The sequence below is a fragment of the Shewanella sp. T24-MNA-CIBAN-0130 genome (assembly GCF_040310185.1).
Classification (GTDB): domain Bacteria; phylum Pseudomonadota; class Gammaproteobacteria; order Enterobacterales; family Shewanellaceae; genus Shewanella; species Shewanella psychromarinicola.
This window is the reverse complement of record NZ_JBEOPP010000010.1, coordinates 75,756-90,460: the sequence shown is the minus strand read 5'-3', so window position 1 is coordinate 90,460 and position 14,705 is coordinate 75,756. Positions and strand designations below refer to the sequence as shown.

12 protein-coding genes are annotated in these 14,705 nt (G+C 43.0%); 10 read left to right on the top strand and 2 right to left on the bottom strand.

The window, feature by feature from the left end; all coding sequences use genetic code 11:
* Positions 1–69: 69 nt before the first annotated feature.
* On the bottom strand, positions 70–1,308 hold the full coding sequence (locus tag AAEZ02_RS06455) for an NADH:flavin oxidoreductase (protein WP_124013109.1): 1,239 nt from the start codon (positions 1,306–1,308) through the stop codon (positions 70–72).
* Positions 1,309–1,328: 20 nt separating this feature from the next.
* A complete protein-coding gene (locus AAEZ02_RS06450; protein WP_101031267.1) occupies positions 1,329–1,739 on the bottom strand; it encodes a cytochrome c3 family protein in 411 nt (136 codons plus the stop codon).
* A gap of 513 nt (positions 1,740–2,252) precedes the next feature.
* Here AAEZ02_RS06450 and gloA point away from each other — a divergent pair.
* The 10 genes from gloA (at position 2,253) to hypB (ending at position 14,705) form a co-directional block, all read left to right on the top strand.
* Positions 2,253–2,639: a lactoylglutathione lyase gene (gene gloA, locus AAEZ02_RS06445; protein WP_101031265.1), complete on the top strand. Its 387-nt coding sequence runs from the start codon at positions 2,253–2,255 to the stop codon at positions 2,637–2,639.
* Positions 2,640–2,652: 13 nt separating this feature from the next.
* Positions 2,653–3,750, top strand: coding sequence for an alkene reductase (locus AAEZ02_RS06440; protein WP_124013108.1), 1,098 nt, complete (start codon positions 2,653–2,655; stop codon positions 3,748–3,750).
* A gap of 177 nt (positions 3,751–3,927) precedes the next feature.
* Positions 3,928–4,788: a DMT family transporter gene (locus AAEZ02_RS06435; RefSeq protein ID WP_124013107.1), complete on the top strand. Its 861-nt coding sequence runs from the start codon at positions 3,928–3,930 to the stop codon at positions 4,786–4,788.
* Positions 4,789–5,300: 512 nt separating this feature from the next.
* On the top strand, positions 5,301–6,437 hold the full coding sequence (gene hyaA / locus AAEZ02_RS06430) for a nickel-dependent hydrogenase small subunit (protein WP_124013106.1): 1,137 nt from the start codon (positions 5,301–5,303) through the stop codon (positions 6,435–6,437).
* Positions 6,438–6,439: 2 nt separating this feature from the next.
* Entirely contained in the window at positions 6,440–8,143 is a 1,704-nt protein-coding gene (gene hyaB / locus AAEZ02_RS06425) for a nickel-dependent hydrogenase large subunit (protein ID WP_101031258.1), read from the top strand.
* A gap of 31 nt (positions 8,144–8,174) precedes the next feature.
* Positions 8,175–8,843 carry a Ni/Fe-hydrogenase, b-type cytochrome subunit gene (gene cybH / locus AAEZ02_RS06420; RefSeq protein WP_101031256.1) on the top strand — a complete coding sequence of 223 codons (669 nt, stop codon included), beginning with the start codon at positions 8,175–8,177 and terminating at the stop codon, positions 8,841–8,843.
* Between the two features lie 15 nt (positions 8,844–8,858).
* Entirely contained in the window at positions 8,859–9,413 is a 555-nt protein-coding gene (locus AAEZ02_RS06415; RefSeq protein WP_124013105.1) for a HyaD/HybD family hydrogenase maturation endopeptidase, read from the top strand.
* Entirely contained in the window at positions 9,400–11,364 is a 1,965-nt protein-coding gene (locus tag AAEZ02_RS06410; RefSeq protein ID WP_124013104.1) for a NiFe hydrogenase, read from the top strand. Before AAEZ02_RS06415 ends, AAEZ02_RS06410 begins: the two co-directional genes overlap by 14 nt.
* A gap of 54 nt (positions 11,365–11,418) precedes the next feature.
* Positions 11,419–13,785: a carbamoyltransferase HypF gene (hypF, locus tag AAEZ02_RS06405; protein WP_351122318.1), complete on the top strand. Its 2,367-nt coding sequence runs from the start codon at positions 11,419–11,421 to the stop codon at positions 13,783–13,785.
* Between the two features lie 200 nt (positions 13,786–13,985).
* Complete coding sequence (gene hypB / locus AAEZ02_RS06400) at positions 13,986–14,705, top strand: hydrogenase nickel incorporation protein HypB (protein ID WP_101031248.1); 720 nt, start codon at positions 13,986–13,988, stop codon at positions 14,703–14,705.

Here is a 14,705-nt window from a genome sequence, read left to right as displayed (position 1 = left end):
TGACCGCACTGAGTTATTAGTTTTTATGCGGTCAATTAGGTAAACCAACTCAATAAATTGGTTAAATAGTTAATGCCCGGCAGGGATATAGGCGCGCGATACATTGAGAACACATTGCGATTTTTGAGTGCCATAGTTGGCGATACACCAGTTACACGACAAACAGCGTGGCTTGTGGTTTGGATCTTGTTTCCAGTTGTTGGCTAGATTAGGCTCAGATAACATGGTTCGACCAAAACCAAATGCTTCAATATTGCTAACTTCAGCAAGGATTTTTTCCATTAGATGTGGTGAGCGATTGCCCCCAGTCACCATCATTGGAACATCAACATGTTCGCTGATATATTTAGCATCATCGGCAAAATAGGATTGGTCTTTCTCGTCCTGAAGCTCAGGATGAAACTCCCCCATTCCGCGCACTTTATTACCGCCACTGATATCCAATGCCGTAATACCACGCTTAACTAAGCCTTTAATGAAAAATAGGTTTTCATCTTGAGTATTACCACCCGCTTGACTGCCCAAGTAATCACGGCCATGAACCTTGGCAATAATTGGGTAGTCAGCACCGACAGCGCCACGAACGGCTTCTAAAATTTCAAACGCAAACCGAGCACGGTTTTCTATTGGGCCGCCGTATTCATCGGTTCGATCGTTGTAGTAAGGGAATAAGAATTGACTCACTAGATAATTGTGAGCGAAATGCAATTCAATGGCATCGAAACCCGCTTTTTTAGCTCTGAGAGCGGCATCGATAAATGATTGAATGGCAAATTTAATGTCATCTTTAGTCATGACTTTATTTGGCACTGTGCCATAAATAGGGTGTGGCACTTTAGATGCGCCATAGACTACGCGGTGGTCAATACGATAGTCACTCTGTGGGCCAACCATTGCTAACTGTACAGCTATTTTAGCGCCATGATCGTGGGCATTCTTGACCACTTTTTGATATAAATCGATCTGAGAGTCATCATATAAGCCCGTACCCGCTTGGCCATATTGATCGTCCTTCATTATGTAAGTCAGACCGGTGATGATAAGACTAACTCCACCTTGAGCGAGTTCGCGATGGACGCGCATCAAATCTTCAGTAGGATCACCATCGACAGTGGCGCGATACTGAGACGTAGCAGAACGGATAAGTCTGTTTTTTAGGGTTAATGTGCCTAGTTTAACTTCTTCAAATAGTTTGCGTGTAGACACGGGAGCTGCACTGCTTGCATTACTACCAAATGCGACTGTGGTTGATGCGCTTGCAGCAGCAATGCCCATAAATTTTATTAATGTACGACGGTCGATACTCATAATTACCTCAATTCAAATTATTATTTATGGCAGCCGGAATTTGTGCATCCAGTTAAGCTAGGCTTGTCTTTACTTCTGGTCTTTTGCTCTTTGATATGACAAGACATACAGCGAGTTCCAAGATCACCCGGCAGTGCTTTACGACCATGAATGATGTTGAAGTAAGCGTTATCTTCAGACTTGTCTTTCTTCGCGGTAGAGTGACAGCTTGCACATTTGTAGGAGGTAAAGCTCATTGCGCGTTGTTCGTTTTGGTGATGGCATTGAGTACATTCCACTTGTGCGTGACGCAAGTGATCAAACGTAATCGGCTTGGATGTTTCGTGCATAGGTAGAATGGCTTGCGGTACTTCTTGTTTTACCGTCTCCGATAAGACGGGCATCGAAATAGCTGCAAGTAATATCGCAGCAATGGTTAATCTGGTTTTCATAATGCTTCCCAATGTTTATTTGACCAAAATATTTCATCACGGCTTCATTGATGCTTCAACGCAACTGGCGCAATACTCTTTTGCAGAAATAAAAAACAAGCTACTATACTGTTTTAATTAATAAAAACTAATTAATGGGACTGTGTATTATCGTGGGGAAATGCGCAAAAATGAGCGGTTTTTTCGAGGTTATTAGTGATGTTAAAGGCAGTTTGCACTTGTACTATGAGGGTGATCACATTGTTGGTTTTCTGTTTTTATATCATTTTTGAGGCAAAACTATTTTTGAAATTTTTGTAGCAAAGCATTTGATATTTCATTGTTCGCAGCCAATTAATAACAAAATATTATTAAAATGATAAACTATCATAATTTAAAGTTCTCATTGTTTCAGCGTATATTGTTCCCATCGGCAACAACTCATCATCAATACGCACAACGTATACTGTTCCTTTCGAGCTCAGTGATGCGTTTTAACGTGACGGTCAAAATAGACGGTCTAAAGAGAAATTTATGAAATTTTTACACACTATGTTAAGGGTCATTGACCTAGAAAAATCAATTGAGTTTTATATCAATGTGCTGGGTATGAAAGTGCTAGAAAGAACCGAAAACAAAGACTACCGCTACACCTTAGTTTTTGTGGGTTATGGCACTCAAGCAGACAGCACCACAATTGAATTAACCTATAACTGGGATACCAATGAGTATGACCATGGTAATGCTTTTGGTCATATTGCGCTGGGTGTAGAGGATATTTATAGTGCCTGTAATGACATTAAAGCACGCGGTGGCAAAGTAACCCGTGAACCAGGACCGGTAAAAGGTGGCTCAACCCACATCGCCTTTATCGTCGATCCTGATGGATACCAAATTGAACTTATCCAAATTAGCAAGTAAAGAGGAATACAGAATGAACAATGCACTATTTCAACCAATACAGCTCGGTAAACTCTCTTTAAACAATCGTATTGTTATGCCGCCAATGACGCGCTCGCGCTCAACCCAACCGGGTAATGTCCCCAATGAGATGATGGCTGAATATTATGCTCAACGAGCATCAGCAGGTCTTATTGTTACAGAAGGCACCCAAATATCAGTAATGGGCCAAGGCTACGCATGGACGCCTGGTATTTATTCTGCAGAACAAATTGCCGGATGGCAGAAGGTCACTAAAGCGGTTCATGCACAAAATGGCACTATCTTCGCCCAGCTTTGGCATGTTGGTCGAGTGTCTCACCCTGATAATATCGGTGGTCAACAACCTATTTCGTCTTCCGCACTAAAGGCAGAAAATGTAAAAGTGTTTGTTGATAACGGTAACGAACCCGGTTTTGTTGACGTGGTAGTAGCCCGCGAAATGACTAAAGCTGACATTCAACACGTGATTGGCGAGTATCGTCAAGCAGCGTTAAATGCGATTGAAGCCGGTTTTGATGGCATAGAACTGCACGCCGCTAACGGTTACTTGATTAACCAGTTTATCGATTCTGAAGCGAATAATCGTACCGATGAATATGGCGGCAGTATTGAAAACCGCTTGCGTTTTCTTGGCGAAGTGGTTGCCGCAATGACGCAGGCCATTGGCGCTGATCGTGTTGGCGTTCGTCTTGCGCCATTCACATCGCTAAATGGTACTGTTGATGCAACACCGATAGACACCTACATTGCCGCGGCTGTATTACTTAATAGCCTCAATGTGGTCTATATCCATGTGGCTGAAGTAGATTGGGATGATGCCCCAGAGACGCCAACAGTATTTAAAGATACGGTTCGCGACGTTTATAAAGGTGTGCTTATTTATGCGGGACGTTACAACGGCGAAAATGGATCTCAGGCCATTGATGCTGGTGTAGCAGATATGATTGGTTTTGGCCGACCATTTGTCTCCAATCCAGATCTGGTAAACCGTATTAAGCATAACTATCCATTAGCGTCTCACAACCCAGAGACATTATTTGGTGGTGCTGAACGCGGGTATACTGATTACCCAGAATACAGCCCAAGCTAATAGTAATCATACTGTTTAGTTGAGTTAATATGTGAGCGATTCTGACCTTAGGTTGGTATCGCTTCATACGTATATATCATTTATTTATCACGACATCTCTTTTGGTTTTCTCGTATCATTGCGACTGACCAAGAGCCTTGCCCCTTTTCCCATCCCTCAGCTGGAACTAACTGTTTAATGAAAACAGAAGCATTGCGCGGCAAACTATTCTTATTACTGGCCACTATGCTTGCCGCTGTGGGATGGATATCCTCCAAACTTGTTATTTTAGAGATGCCTGGAGAGGTGTTTATTGCTGCTCGCTTCTTAATGGCGAGTCTGATTTTATTGCCATTTTGTTATCAGCAGATTTTTGCACTCAGGCCTAAGCAAATTGCCGCGCTTGGTGGCGTTGGCATGGCATTAGCTGCTTCGATTGAAGTATGGGTGCACGCGATTACCATCTCTAGTACTTTGTCTGAAGGTGCTTTTATCATGAGCTTGGCGATGATTATTGCCCCGTTTATTTCTTGGCTATTATTCAAAGTAAAACCTAACCGCATGTTTTGGATATCGCTGCCTATTACTTGTATAGGCATTATGTTATTGACCATCACAACTGGCTGGCAAGTTGATAATAGCCAGTGGTTTTTCTTATTATCATCGGCACTGCTGTCATTGCATTTTGTGTTGAATAAGCGGGTCTTGACCAATATAAAACCGTTAACATCCATCTGCGTACAATTATTCATGGTGGGCATTGTAGGCAGTGTGTTTATGGCTGCGGTTTCACCTGAACGTTTTGAGATTAATGGTCATGTACTATTTTGGTTTGCGGTATCAACGGTTATCGCAACCAGTGTGCGTTATTTGCTCCAAACTGTCGGCCAGTTTAACGTTAAAATTGAAACCGCTTCGCTGATCATGATTTTAGAGCCCATTTGGACATTAATACTGTCTATCAGTTTTCTTGATGAGGTCGTTGAAATGCAAAAGCTCATTGGTGGCGGGGTTATTCTGTTGTCACTGTTTATTTACATCAAATATTCTAAGAGTTAGTGTCTCCCACAATTAACACTAATTAACACTATTGCTCACAATGACTTAGCTGTTCACTCATCCTTAGACGGTTCATCCAAATGCCTCCTTTGGATAAATGCTTAAGTGTTATCTGATTCGTTGAATGTCTATTTGTACTCTCTATCTTTACTCTCATTGTTTCTAATTCCCCCCATTTGTTGTGTTTCCCCATTTGTTGTGTTCCCCCATAGCAGCAAGATCGTTTTTTGGCCAACCTTGATGGTCTCTACACAATCAAGTTTCGACACTATCACCCGCAGAAGTACCCGATGACAGGCTCTATATAATGAAAATCCGAGACTATTTGTCACGAATTCTCTTAAATAACATGATCAACATCAAAAATCTGACTTTAAGACCCTACTTATAGTGAGTAAATATCCCCAAGTTGATTTACATCAAAGCCGTTTTTTAACCGCGTTTTAATATTGATGCCGATAGATTGCAACTATTTTTTAGCTATTGAGCTAACTTAAGCATAAGGTATCAACATGGACACACATGCAGCCCTTTATAAACAAGGCCAAGAACGCCTTGATTATTTGCGCCAATTTGCCCAACGTCAGCCCGTGTCATTAGAAGAAAAAATGACCAATAGCGGGATAACTCGTAGAGACTTCATTAAATGGACCGCCTCGGTCACCGCAATGTTTGCCTTGCCCCTACCCTTTAGTACCTTGGTTGCCGAAGCAGCTGAATTAGCCGACAGAGTGCCGCTAATTTGGTTACATTTGGCAGAATGTACAGGCTGCTCCGAGTCGTTAATTCGTAGCGACTCGCCCAACCTAGACACCTTGATTTTCGATCATATCTCGCTCGAATATCACGAAACTCTGATGGCTGCCGCCGGTTGGCAAGCTGAAGAAAATCTAGAACACGCACTGGAAACCTACAAAGGTCGCTATTTATTGGCGGTTGAAGGTGCAGTCCCCACTGCCAATAACGGCACTTTTTTAACCGTTGGTTGTAAAGGCCACACTGGCTTGCACATTGTTAAAGAAGCGGCAGAAAACGCCGCGGCCATTATCTCAGTAGGTACTTGCGCAGCCTTTGGTGGTATACAAGCCGCTGCGCCTAATCCCACTGGTGCAAAAGGTGTTTACGAAGTTGTCGATAAGCCGGTGATTAACTTAGGCGGTTGTCCTCCGAGTGAAAAGAACATTGTCGGTACATTAATGTATTACATTATGTTCGGTAAGTTACCTGCTCTGGACATGTTTAATCGTCCTAAATGGGCTTATGGCGCTCGGGTACATGATAACTGTGAACGTCGTGGCCGCTTTGATGCGGGCGAGTTTGTGGAAGAATTTGGCGACCAAGGCGCAAAAGACGGCTACTGTTTATACAAAGTAGGCTGTAAAGGCCCTTATACCTATAACAACTGCCCTACTGAACGATTTAACCATCACACGAGTTGGCCTGTGTTAGCTGGCCATGGCTGTATGGGGTGTTCTGAACCGAATTTCTGGGATGATATGGCTGATTTTGAAAAACCACTCGGACGCCAACTTTTACATGGCGTTGATGCCACAGCTGACACCATTGGTGCGGTCATTTTAGGCGCGACCGTTGTCGGTATTGGCGCTCATGCAGTTGCTAGCGTCTTTGTTAAGCCTTTGGAGGAGTAATCATGAGTAAACGTGTCGTTATTGACCCTATCACCCGCATCGAAGGCCATTTACGTGTCGAAGTTGAAGTTGATGATAATAATGTCATTACTAAAGCTTGGTCTTCGTCGACCTTATGGCGCGGTATTGAGGTTATTTTAAAAGGCCGTACTCCAATGGATGTGGGCTTAATTGTGCAGCGTATTTGTGGCGTATGTACCTATTCGCACTATCGTTGCGGTACTGAAGCGGTAGAAAATGCCCTCGGAGTTAAGATCCCTCTTAATGCTAAATACCTGCGCAGCATTATGCAGTCATCGCTATACATGCATGACCATATCGTGCATTTTTACCATTTACACGGCTTAGATTGGGTGGATGTGGTATCGGCATTGAGTGCTGACCCAGCACTAGCCGCTCAAGTGGCGATGAAATATTCTGATGCGCCGATTGCTGCCGGTGAAGGTGAACTCAAAGCCGTACAAGCACGGGTTAAAGGCTTAGTTGAAACCGGAAAACTGGGGCCCTTTGCCAATGCATATTGGGGCAATGGTACTTATCGTTTTAGCCCTGAACAAAACTTGATTGCACTATCCCATTACTTAAAAGCACTTGAAGTACAACGTGTGGCTGCTGAAATGTTGGCTATTTTTGGCGGTAAATCACCACATCCACAGTCTATTGTTGTGGGCGGCGTGACCTCAGTACGTGACATGTTAAGCCCAGCGCGTTTACAAGAGTGGAAACAAAAACACGCTATTGTTCAAGACTTTATTGAGCGAGCTTATCAAGCTGATATTGTGATGGCGGCGGAAGCGTTTGGCACTGAACCGAGCGTGCTTGGTGGCGTGAATGTTAACAGCTTCATGAGTGGTGAAGATTTTATTACCTCCGATGGTGAATATTTATTTAACCAGGGCGTCATTTTAAACGGCGATTTAGCCAATGTATTGGACATTGACCCAAGCTTAATTAAAGAAGATGTTACCCACGCTTGGTATAAAGCTGATGGCCCTCAACATCCGTATGAAGGAACCACCATTCCTGATTACACTGGCTTTATTGAACGCGACACTGTGTATGGCAAGTTGCCGACTATTGATGGTGATGGTAAATACACCTGGGTTAAATCACCGCGTTATCAAGACGAACCGATTGAAGTGGGTCCATTAGCGTGCTTATTAGTTAACTATGCGCGCGGTAATCAACCTGTGGTCAATGCGGTAGATGGTTTATTAGCTCGCACTGGTTTGCCGCTTGAAGCGCTATTTACCACCTTAGGTCGTACTGCTGCACGCATGTTACAAACCGTGTTAGTCGGTCAAGCCAGTTTACAAACCTTTGATGCCTTACTGATTAATATGCAGTCGGATGAATCAACTTACGTTAAACCTGAGATTGATTCAGATCGCGTTTATGAAGGTTATTCGATGATTGAAGCACCTCGCGGTACGTTAAGTCATTGGATCCGCATTAAAGATGGCAAAGTTGAAAACTACCAAGCTGTGGTTCCCACTACCTGGAATGCAGGCCCTGTGGATGCTAACGGTAAAATGGGTCCCTATGAAGCCTCGTTGATTGGTTTGAAACTTGAAGATCCAACCAAGCCATTAGAAGTCATTCGCATTATTCATTCCTTTGATCCTTGTATGGCGTGTTCAGTACACGTGATGGATTACAAGAAACACACTTTAGGTCAATTTAAAATTGATCCAAATGGGTTTTAATCAGAGGTAATAGAGTAGGAGGGATAAAAGTATGGAACATATTGCAACCCATAATAGGCAGTTGATATTTACTCCAGCGATTCGAATATTTCACTGGCTGCGTGCGCTGTCGATTTTGGTATTAGTGATCACTGGGTTTTATATCTCGTGGCCATTTTTAGTGGCGCCTGCTAGCTCAGATGTATTGGTGCAAGGTTGGATCCGGTTTGCTCATATCATTTTCGGATTTTTGCTGACCAGCATTACCTTTGTGCGTTTTTACTTGTTTTTCTTTAGTCGAAATAACATCGAAAGACGTTCGTTTAAAGATGTGTTGAGTATAAAAAGCTGGATTGCGCAATTAAAATCTTATCTTTGGATGGGTAAATTAGACAAAGCTGGGGTTTACGGGCCATTACAGTTTATGACCTATGTGGCCATTTCGTTTGTTGCGTTGATTATTTGCATCACAGGCTTAGTGCTTTACGCCAATGTGTACCACTTAGGTGTAGGCGGAATGCTTGGCGATGTATCGGCATGGATAACGGCTCTTTGTGGTGGTTTAGCACCACTGCGGATTTATCATCATTATTTAACGTGGGCCTTCATTATTTTTGTAGTGATCCATGTGTATATGGCGGTGTGGGCAGGTATTCGCTTTAAACATAATTCAGTCGATTCAATTGTTTCTGGCTATGATTATCACAAAGATCATAAATAAGGTGAGTTAATCATTGTGAAAAAAATATTGCTGTTAGGTATAGGCAATGTATTGTACGCCGATGAAGGAGTCGGCGTACATTTTGTCAATTATATCAAAGATAAATACCAATTAAGCCACCCAACAGACAATGTAGATATTGTTGATGGTGGCACCTTAGCCCAAGGTCTTATTCCGATGATAAGCCAGTACGACCAGCTAATTGTGGTCGATACGGTCAATAGTGTCGGTGTTGCTCCGGGTGAAGTGTACTTTTTCGATTTTGATCACGCCCCTGCAGAAATCGATTGGCAAGGTAGTGCTCATGAAGTGGAAATGCTGCAAACACTCAACATGATGGATATTGTCGGTGATAGGCCGCAAACGTTTGTATTAGGCGTGACCCCAACCGTCATAGAACCAATGATTTTGGGACTCACTCCAGATTTACATGCCGCCATTCCGGTGATGGAACGCGCTCTGTTAGCTCATTTGACCAGCTTAGGGTTTAGCCTGCAGATTGTGAATGATATTACCATTGATCAAGTTATTCCTGATGCCTATAAGCGAGGTTGCTATGTCGATGCATAACATTCGATTTGATTTTGTATGTCAACGCCCTGTGCCCTTGTATGAGCACTTGTGTAATCAATATCTCGATCGCAATGAGCTTAATATAAGCATTGGTAAAGTATTTGATCCTAAAACGGATCATATACGTTACTTTATTGAAGCCTTTGCCACACAAGCCGAATTAGAAGCGTTTGCCGATGATATCGCCAATGATTTTTTATTATCCGTTTGGCTACTCGACACCCATATTGAACGCATTGAACAGCACAGTGGGCTGCATAAGCCGTTTGATATTAAATCGAACTATTCTGGGTTGCCGCTGTATTTTTGCCAGCATTGCCAACCTAAATTTGGCGATAATCAACAGTCTTCTTTTGGTGATATTAATCTGCAGTGTTCTCACTGTATGGGTCATGAAAAGCTGAGCCGTGATGAAAAATCATTAACTCAGACTGACATTACCACAATGACAAACCGCTTAATCGCGGATAAATCGCTCCCCTTGCCTATTCTTGGGCTAACCTTGTGGTTAACGCCACCAACAAAAATATTAACGCCTGTAATTCAACCAAATGCAGACGTTCAAGGCACAACATCATCACAGGCTGTATTGCCAGAAAACCAAGCCGCTCAATACCAACGGCCACGAATATTGATCTGTAATCCTAATTCGCTCAATAGCCATTTTATCGTTAATGACAGCCAAGTGTTGGCCTTATCTAGTATCGAAAAACCATTACTTAGAGTACGACCAAGTAGCGATCATCCCAGTTTATTGGCGCCGTTGTATGAAATTCAATTTGCCGAAAATCGTTTGTTAGTCATACTCACGGAAGTGCTACGCCAAAAAGGCATCAATTGGGTGCATGTCACTACCGATATTGATCCACATACCAGCCGAGATGCCCTTGTCGATAAACCATTGCGTTTGGCGAGTATTAATCAACATTGGTTACCCATTACCACCCTAGGCAATGGCGCGATACCTTTACCCACTAACGTGACCTGCTTACACGATAAAAATCATTACCAAGATGACCAACATACGTTTACGGCTAACACCACCAAAACATCAATAGCATGGCAAGTTAGTCCCATCGAGCCGGCATCATCAAGGTTAGTCAGTGCAACTGCAAAGAATTCAAGTGAGGAGAGTGCACCTATATCCACTAGCTTGTGTGCGTTAAATGCGGCGCTATTACGATGTCATTCCACTAAAAAAAATAATAAACCACAATTTGTAAAACATGCTGCGGTATTGTATTTCAGCCAACGCAACGCTTGCCAAATTGTCACTCTAGACAGCCAAAGTGAGGCCGATTTATTTTTTGAAATGCCTGAGCTACCGTTATCGGGCTATGAGATCTGTCAGTCTTTGTCTGAGTCACCGCAAAAAAGTCTGTTGGATAAATTTAAACAGTTATTTCCAGCCGAGTATAACCAATTATTGGATTTGCACATTCAGGCAGACGATGGGGCACTGTCACAATTAATGGCGGTCGCCACCCTAATCATTGGCGCCTATCCGGTAGAAACAGCTCAGCGAGTCACGGTAACAGAACTTGCAGATAAATTTATCGCGTTGGCGATGTCGCATCATGGCAACAATGCACCACGAATTGATTTCCCACTCACCAAAGGTGCTGCACATCGCAGCCTTAATTGGTGTAAAACCCTTGGCACATTAATGAGCTTCAAGTTAGCAGGGGAAACTAACTTAGCCAAGTTAGCCTTTGCATTTCATGACTCGTTCGCTGACTACTTAAGCCATTGGATAGAACATTTAGATCAAAATATTGGCATAAAACAGTTGATTATTGCTGGCAGTGAATTTGCCAACCCAGTGTTAACTGATCGAGTGCAATTACGAATTGGTAAAAACTTCCCGCTGATGGTCAATCCATTATTGGATTTTGATGGTGTCAATATCGCAATAGGTGGGTTATATCTCAAACAACGTCGTGGATAAGAGCTATCTTAAGTATATCAGCTGTTGCTTATCCTTGTATGAGATAGGGTTGTTATGAAACCAGCACAACAAGTTACCATTATTGTTAAAGGTATTGTACAAGGGGTCGGATTCAGGCCCTTTGTGTTCCGTCTCGCACACCAATTAAATTTAGTCGGCAGCGTACTGAATAATCATCTTGGGGTGACGATTGTGCTGCAGGGACGCAGTGAGATCATTGAGCAGTTTATTGAAACCTTAACTCATTCGCCACCGCCATTAGCACGGATTGATGCTATTGAACTGACTCATCAACCTCAATTAAGCATATTTCACCGATTTAGTATTATCGATAGTCATATTTCTGCAGGTGAGCATGCAAAAGTGGCCATCTCGGCAGACAAGAGTATTTGCCAAGATTGTCTCGATGACATTAACGACCCTCATAATCGCCACTATCAGTACCCGTTTACTAATTGTACCAATTGCGGTCCGCGCTATACTATTATTAATGCCCTGCCTTATGACAGATGCAACACCGCCATGGCTGACTTTGTCATGTGCGATAATTGCCGCGATGCTTATACCGACCCGCTCAATCGACGCTATCATGCCCAACCGGTTAGTTGTCCACATTGTGGCCCACAATTATCATTTAGCGTCATCAATGCTAGCGCCGAATTTCTTTATGATTCATCTATGTTAATGCCTTTAGAACAGGCCGTTGAAATGATAAACCGTGGCGGAATTGTGGCCATTAAAGGCTTAGGCGGCTTCCATTTGGTGTGCGATGCCACGAATAATGATGCCGTTATGGCGCTACGCCAACGTAAGCAACGTCCGGCCAAACCATTGGCCATTATGGTGAGAAACTTAGCCCAAGCACAATTATGTGTCAGTGGCACTGAAGCAGAATGGTTGGTATTAACCAGCCCAGAGAAACCGATTACCTTGATGCAAAAACGTCAGCATAGTGATATCGAATTGAGTCCATTGCTCGCGCCTGGTATTGATCGACTTGGGGTGTTTTTGCCCTACACACCATTACACCATTTATTAATGCAACGCTTGAACAAACCCATTGTGGCAACCAGTGCCAATCGCAGTGGTGAACCCATTATCGGTAATATCGCTGAGATAGAGCAGCATTTAGGCCACGTGATCAATGGGATCCTCGACCATAACCGACCCATTATTAATGCCTGTGATGACAGCGTGGTGCAAGTGATTGACGAGCAAGTTCAAGTTATTCGATTGGCCCGCGGCTATGCGCCGCTAACCATTAATCTTCACTCCCCCATGCTATCAGACAGCCAAAACAGTGTATTGGCAGTCGGTGCACAACAAAAAAACACCGTTGCCTTTGGTTTTGCCGATAATTTGATTGTGTCGCCACACATTGGTGATTTATTCAGTCTTGAAGCTCAGCACTATTTCACTCAAAGCTTAGCCACTTTTAAGCGTTTGTATGACTTCAACCCTAGCCATATTGTGCATGATAATCATCCACAATATGCGCCAACCCAATGGGCTGTAAACTACCAATCTGAGCATAAGTTGCCGCAATCGCACTGTATTGGCATACAACATCATTTCGCCCACGTGTTGTCGGTTATGGCAATGCACCAGCGTACGGATCAAGTATTAGGATTCAGTTTTGATGGCACAGGCTTGGGAGATGACGGCGTTTTATGGGGCAGCGAAGTGATGCTGGCTGATGTTAACGGTTTTACCACTGTGGCGCACTTTAGTTCATTTAAGCTCATTGGCGGTGAACAAGCCATTAAGCACCCTGTTAGGATCCTGCTGGCATTATTATTTGAACAGATGACACTGCAACAGGTGCTAGCGCTTCCCATTGCCGCAATACAAAATGAGGGCAAGAAAACTGTCACTAATTTATACCAGTTATGGCATAACAACAGCCATTGCATTGAATGCCGCTCAGTTGGGCGCTTATTTGATGCCCTTGCTGTCGCATTAGACTTTATTGGCAGTTCGCAGTATGAAGGCCAAGCAGGCATGATGATTGAAACGGCAGCCAATGACTATAGCAATCATCCAAAACGGCAGCCTTTATCAATAAGGCTCAACACCGTCAGCCACAATGATCCTGAGCCCATTCAATGGCACAGCAGTGACTTTATTACTCAATTGGTGAACCTGGCGATAAACCACTCACAGACACCCTACATTAAACAGCAAGTATGCTGGCATTTTATTGATGCTATCAGCCAGCAACTTGATCACATCGGTCAACAATATCCGCAGTTACCGCAGGTGTTTTGTGGCGGTGTATTTCAAAACAAAACATTACTCTCCCAGTGCATTGATGATTGTCGACGCGGTGAACGGCAATTTTTACCCAGTGGTCATATACCTATTAATGACGGCGGGATTGCTTTAGGTCAATTGTGGTATGCCATTCATCATATGGCTTAGGCATATCGGCTGCTTAAGCACCTTGAAGAATACATTACGAGTGTTCACTAACAATAAATTGCGGCGCCGCTCACATTATTTACTCAACAACCGTGTTGTTCTCTGTCTTTGTTGCAAAAGCTGATGTGTATCAAAGAATCCTTTAACCACTTCACCGACACTAGTTAATAATCATAACAAATAAGGTTAAGGAATATATTATGTGTAAAGACTGCGGCTGTTCAATTACTCATGATCATGAGCATACTATTCATAGTAATCCTCAGCTTAATGATAAAAAGACCTTAGCTGTTATTCATAAAATATTGGATAAAAATGATATAGAAGCGCAGCACAATCGTGATCACTTTGCGGCTCATCAGGTCAGCGCCTTTAATTTAATGAGTAGCCCAGGCAGCGGTAAAACCAGTCTTTTAGAATGTTTACATGAATATCTTGATGCACGCTATGCCGTAATTGAAGGCGATCTTGAAACCTCACGCGACGCCGACCGCTTAATTGCCAAAGGCATTAACGCCTATCAAATTCAAACCGGATCAGCCTGTCATCTTGATGCTTTTATGGTTCACGGCGCACTGCATCACATCAATTTAGATGATGTTGATATTTGTTTCGTTGAAAATGTGGGTAATCTTGTGTGCCCAGCCAGTTACGATGTCGGCACTCATAAAAATATTGTGTTGTTATCAGTGCCGGAAGGTGATGACAAAATTGAGAAGTATCCGGTAATGTTCCGCCGAGCAGATTTAGTCGTTATCACTAAGTCTGACCTGCTACCTTACTTTGATTTTAGTATTGATGAGGCCAAAGCACAGTTAAGTAAATTAAACCCTAATGTTGAGTTATTAGTTGTGTCAGTGAAAGATTCTGACTCAATGAACACCTTGGCCACATGGTTTGATGAACATAAGGAATATTAG

Coding starts and splice junctions, on each gene's coding strand:
- AAEZ02_RS06455 (WP_124013109.1), bottom strand. CDS start 1,308: ATGAGTATCGACCGTCGTACATTAATAAAATTTATGGGCATTGCTGCT.
- AAEZ02_RS06440 (WP_124013108.1), top strand. CDS start 2,653: ATGAACAATGCACTATTTCAACCAATACAGCTCGGTAAACTCTCTTTA.
- gloA (WP_101031265.1), top strand. CDS start 2,253: ATGAAATTTTTACACACTATGTTAAGGGTCATTGACCTAGAAAAATCA.
- AAEZ02_RS06435 (WP_124013107.1), top strand. CDS start 3,928: ATGAAAACAGAAGCATTGCGCGGCAAACTATTCTTATTACTGGCCACT.
- AAEZ02_RS06410 (WP_124013104.1), top strand. CDS start 9,400: ATGTCGATGCATAACATTCGATTTGATTTTGTATGTCAACGCCCTGTG.
- hyaB (WP_101031258.1), top strand. CDS start 6,440: ATGAGTAAACGTGTCGTTATTGACCCTATCACCCGCATCGAAGGCCAT.
- AAEZ02_RS06450 (WP_101031267.1), bottom strand. CDS start 1,739: ATGAAAACCAGATTAACCATTGCTGCGATATTACTTGCAGCTATTTCG.
- hypB (WP_101031248.1), top strand. CDS start 13,986: ATGTGTAAAGACTGCGGCTGTTCAATTACTCATGATCATGAGCATACT.
- hypF (WP_351122318.1), top strand. CDS start 11,419: ATGAAACCAGCACAACAAGTTACCATTATTGTTAAAGGTATTGTACAA.
- hyaA (WP_124013106.1), top strand. CDS start 5,301: ATGGACACACATGCAGCCCTTTATAAACAAGGCCAAGAACGCCTTGAT.
- cybH (WP_101031256.1), top strand. CDS start 8,175: ATGGAACATATTGCAACCCATAATAGGCAGTTGATATTTACTCCAGCG.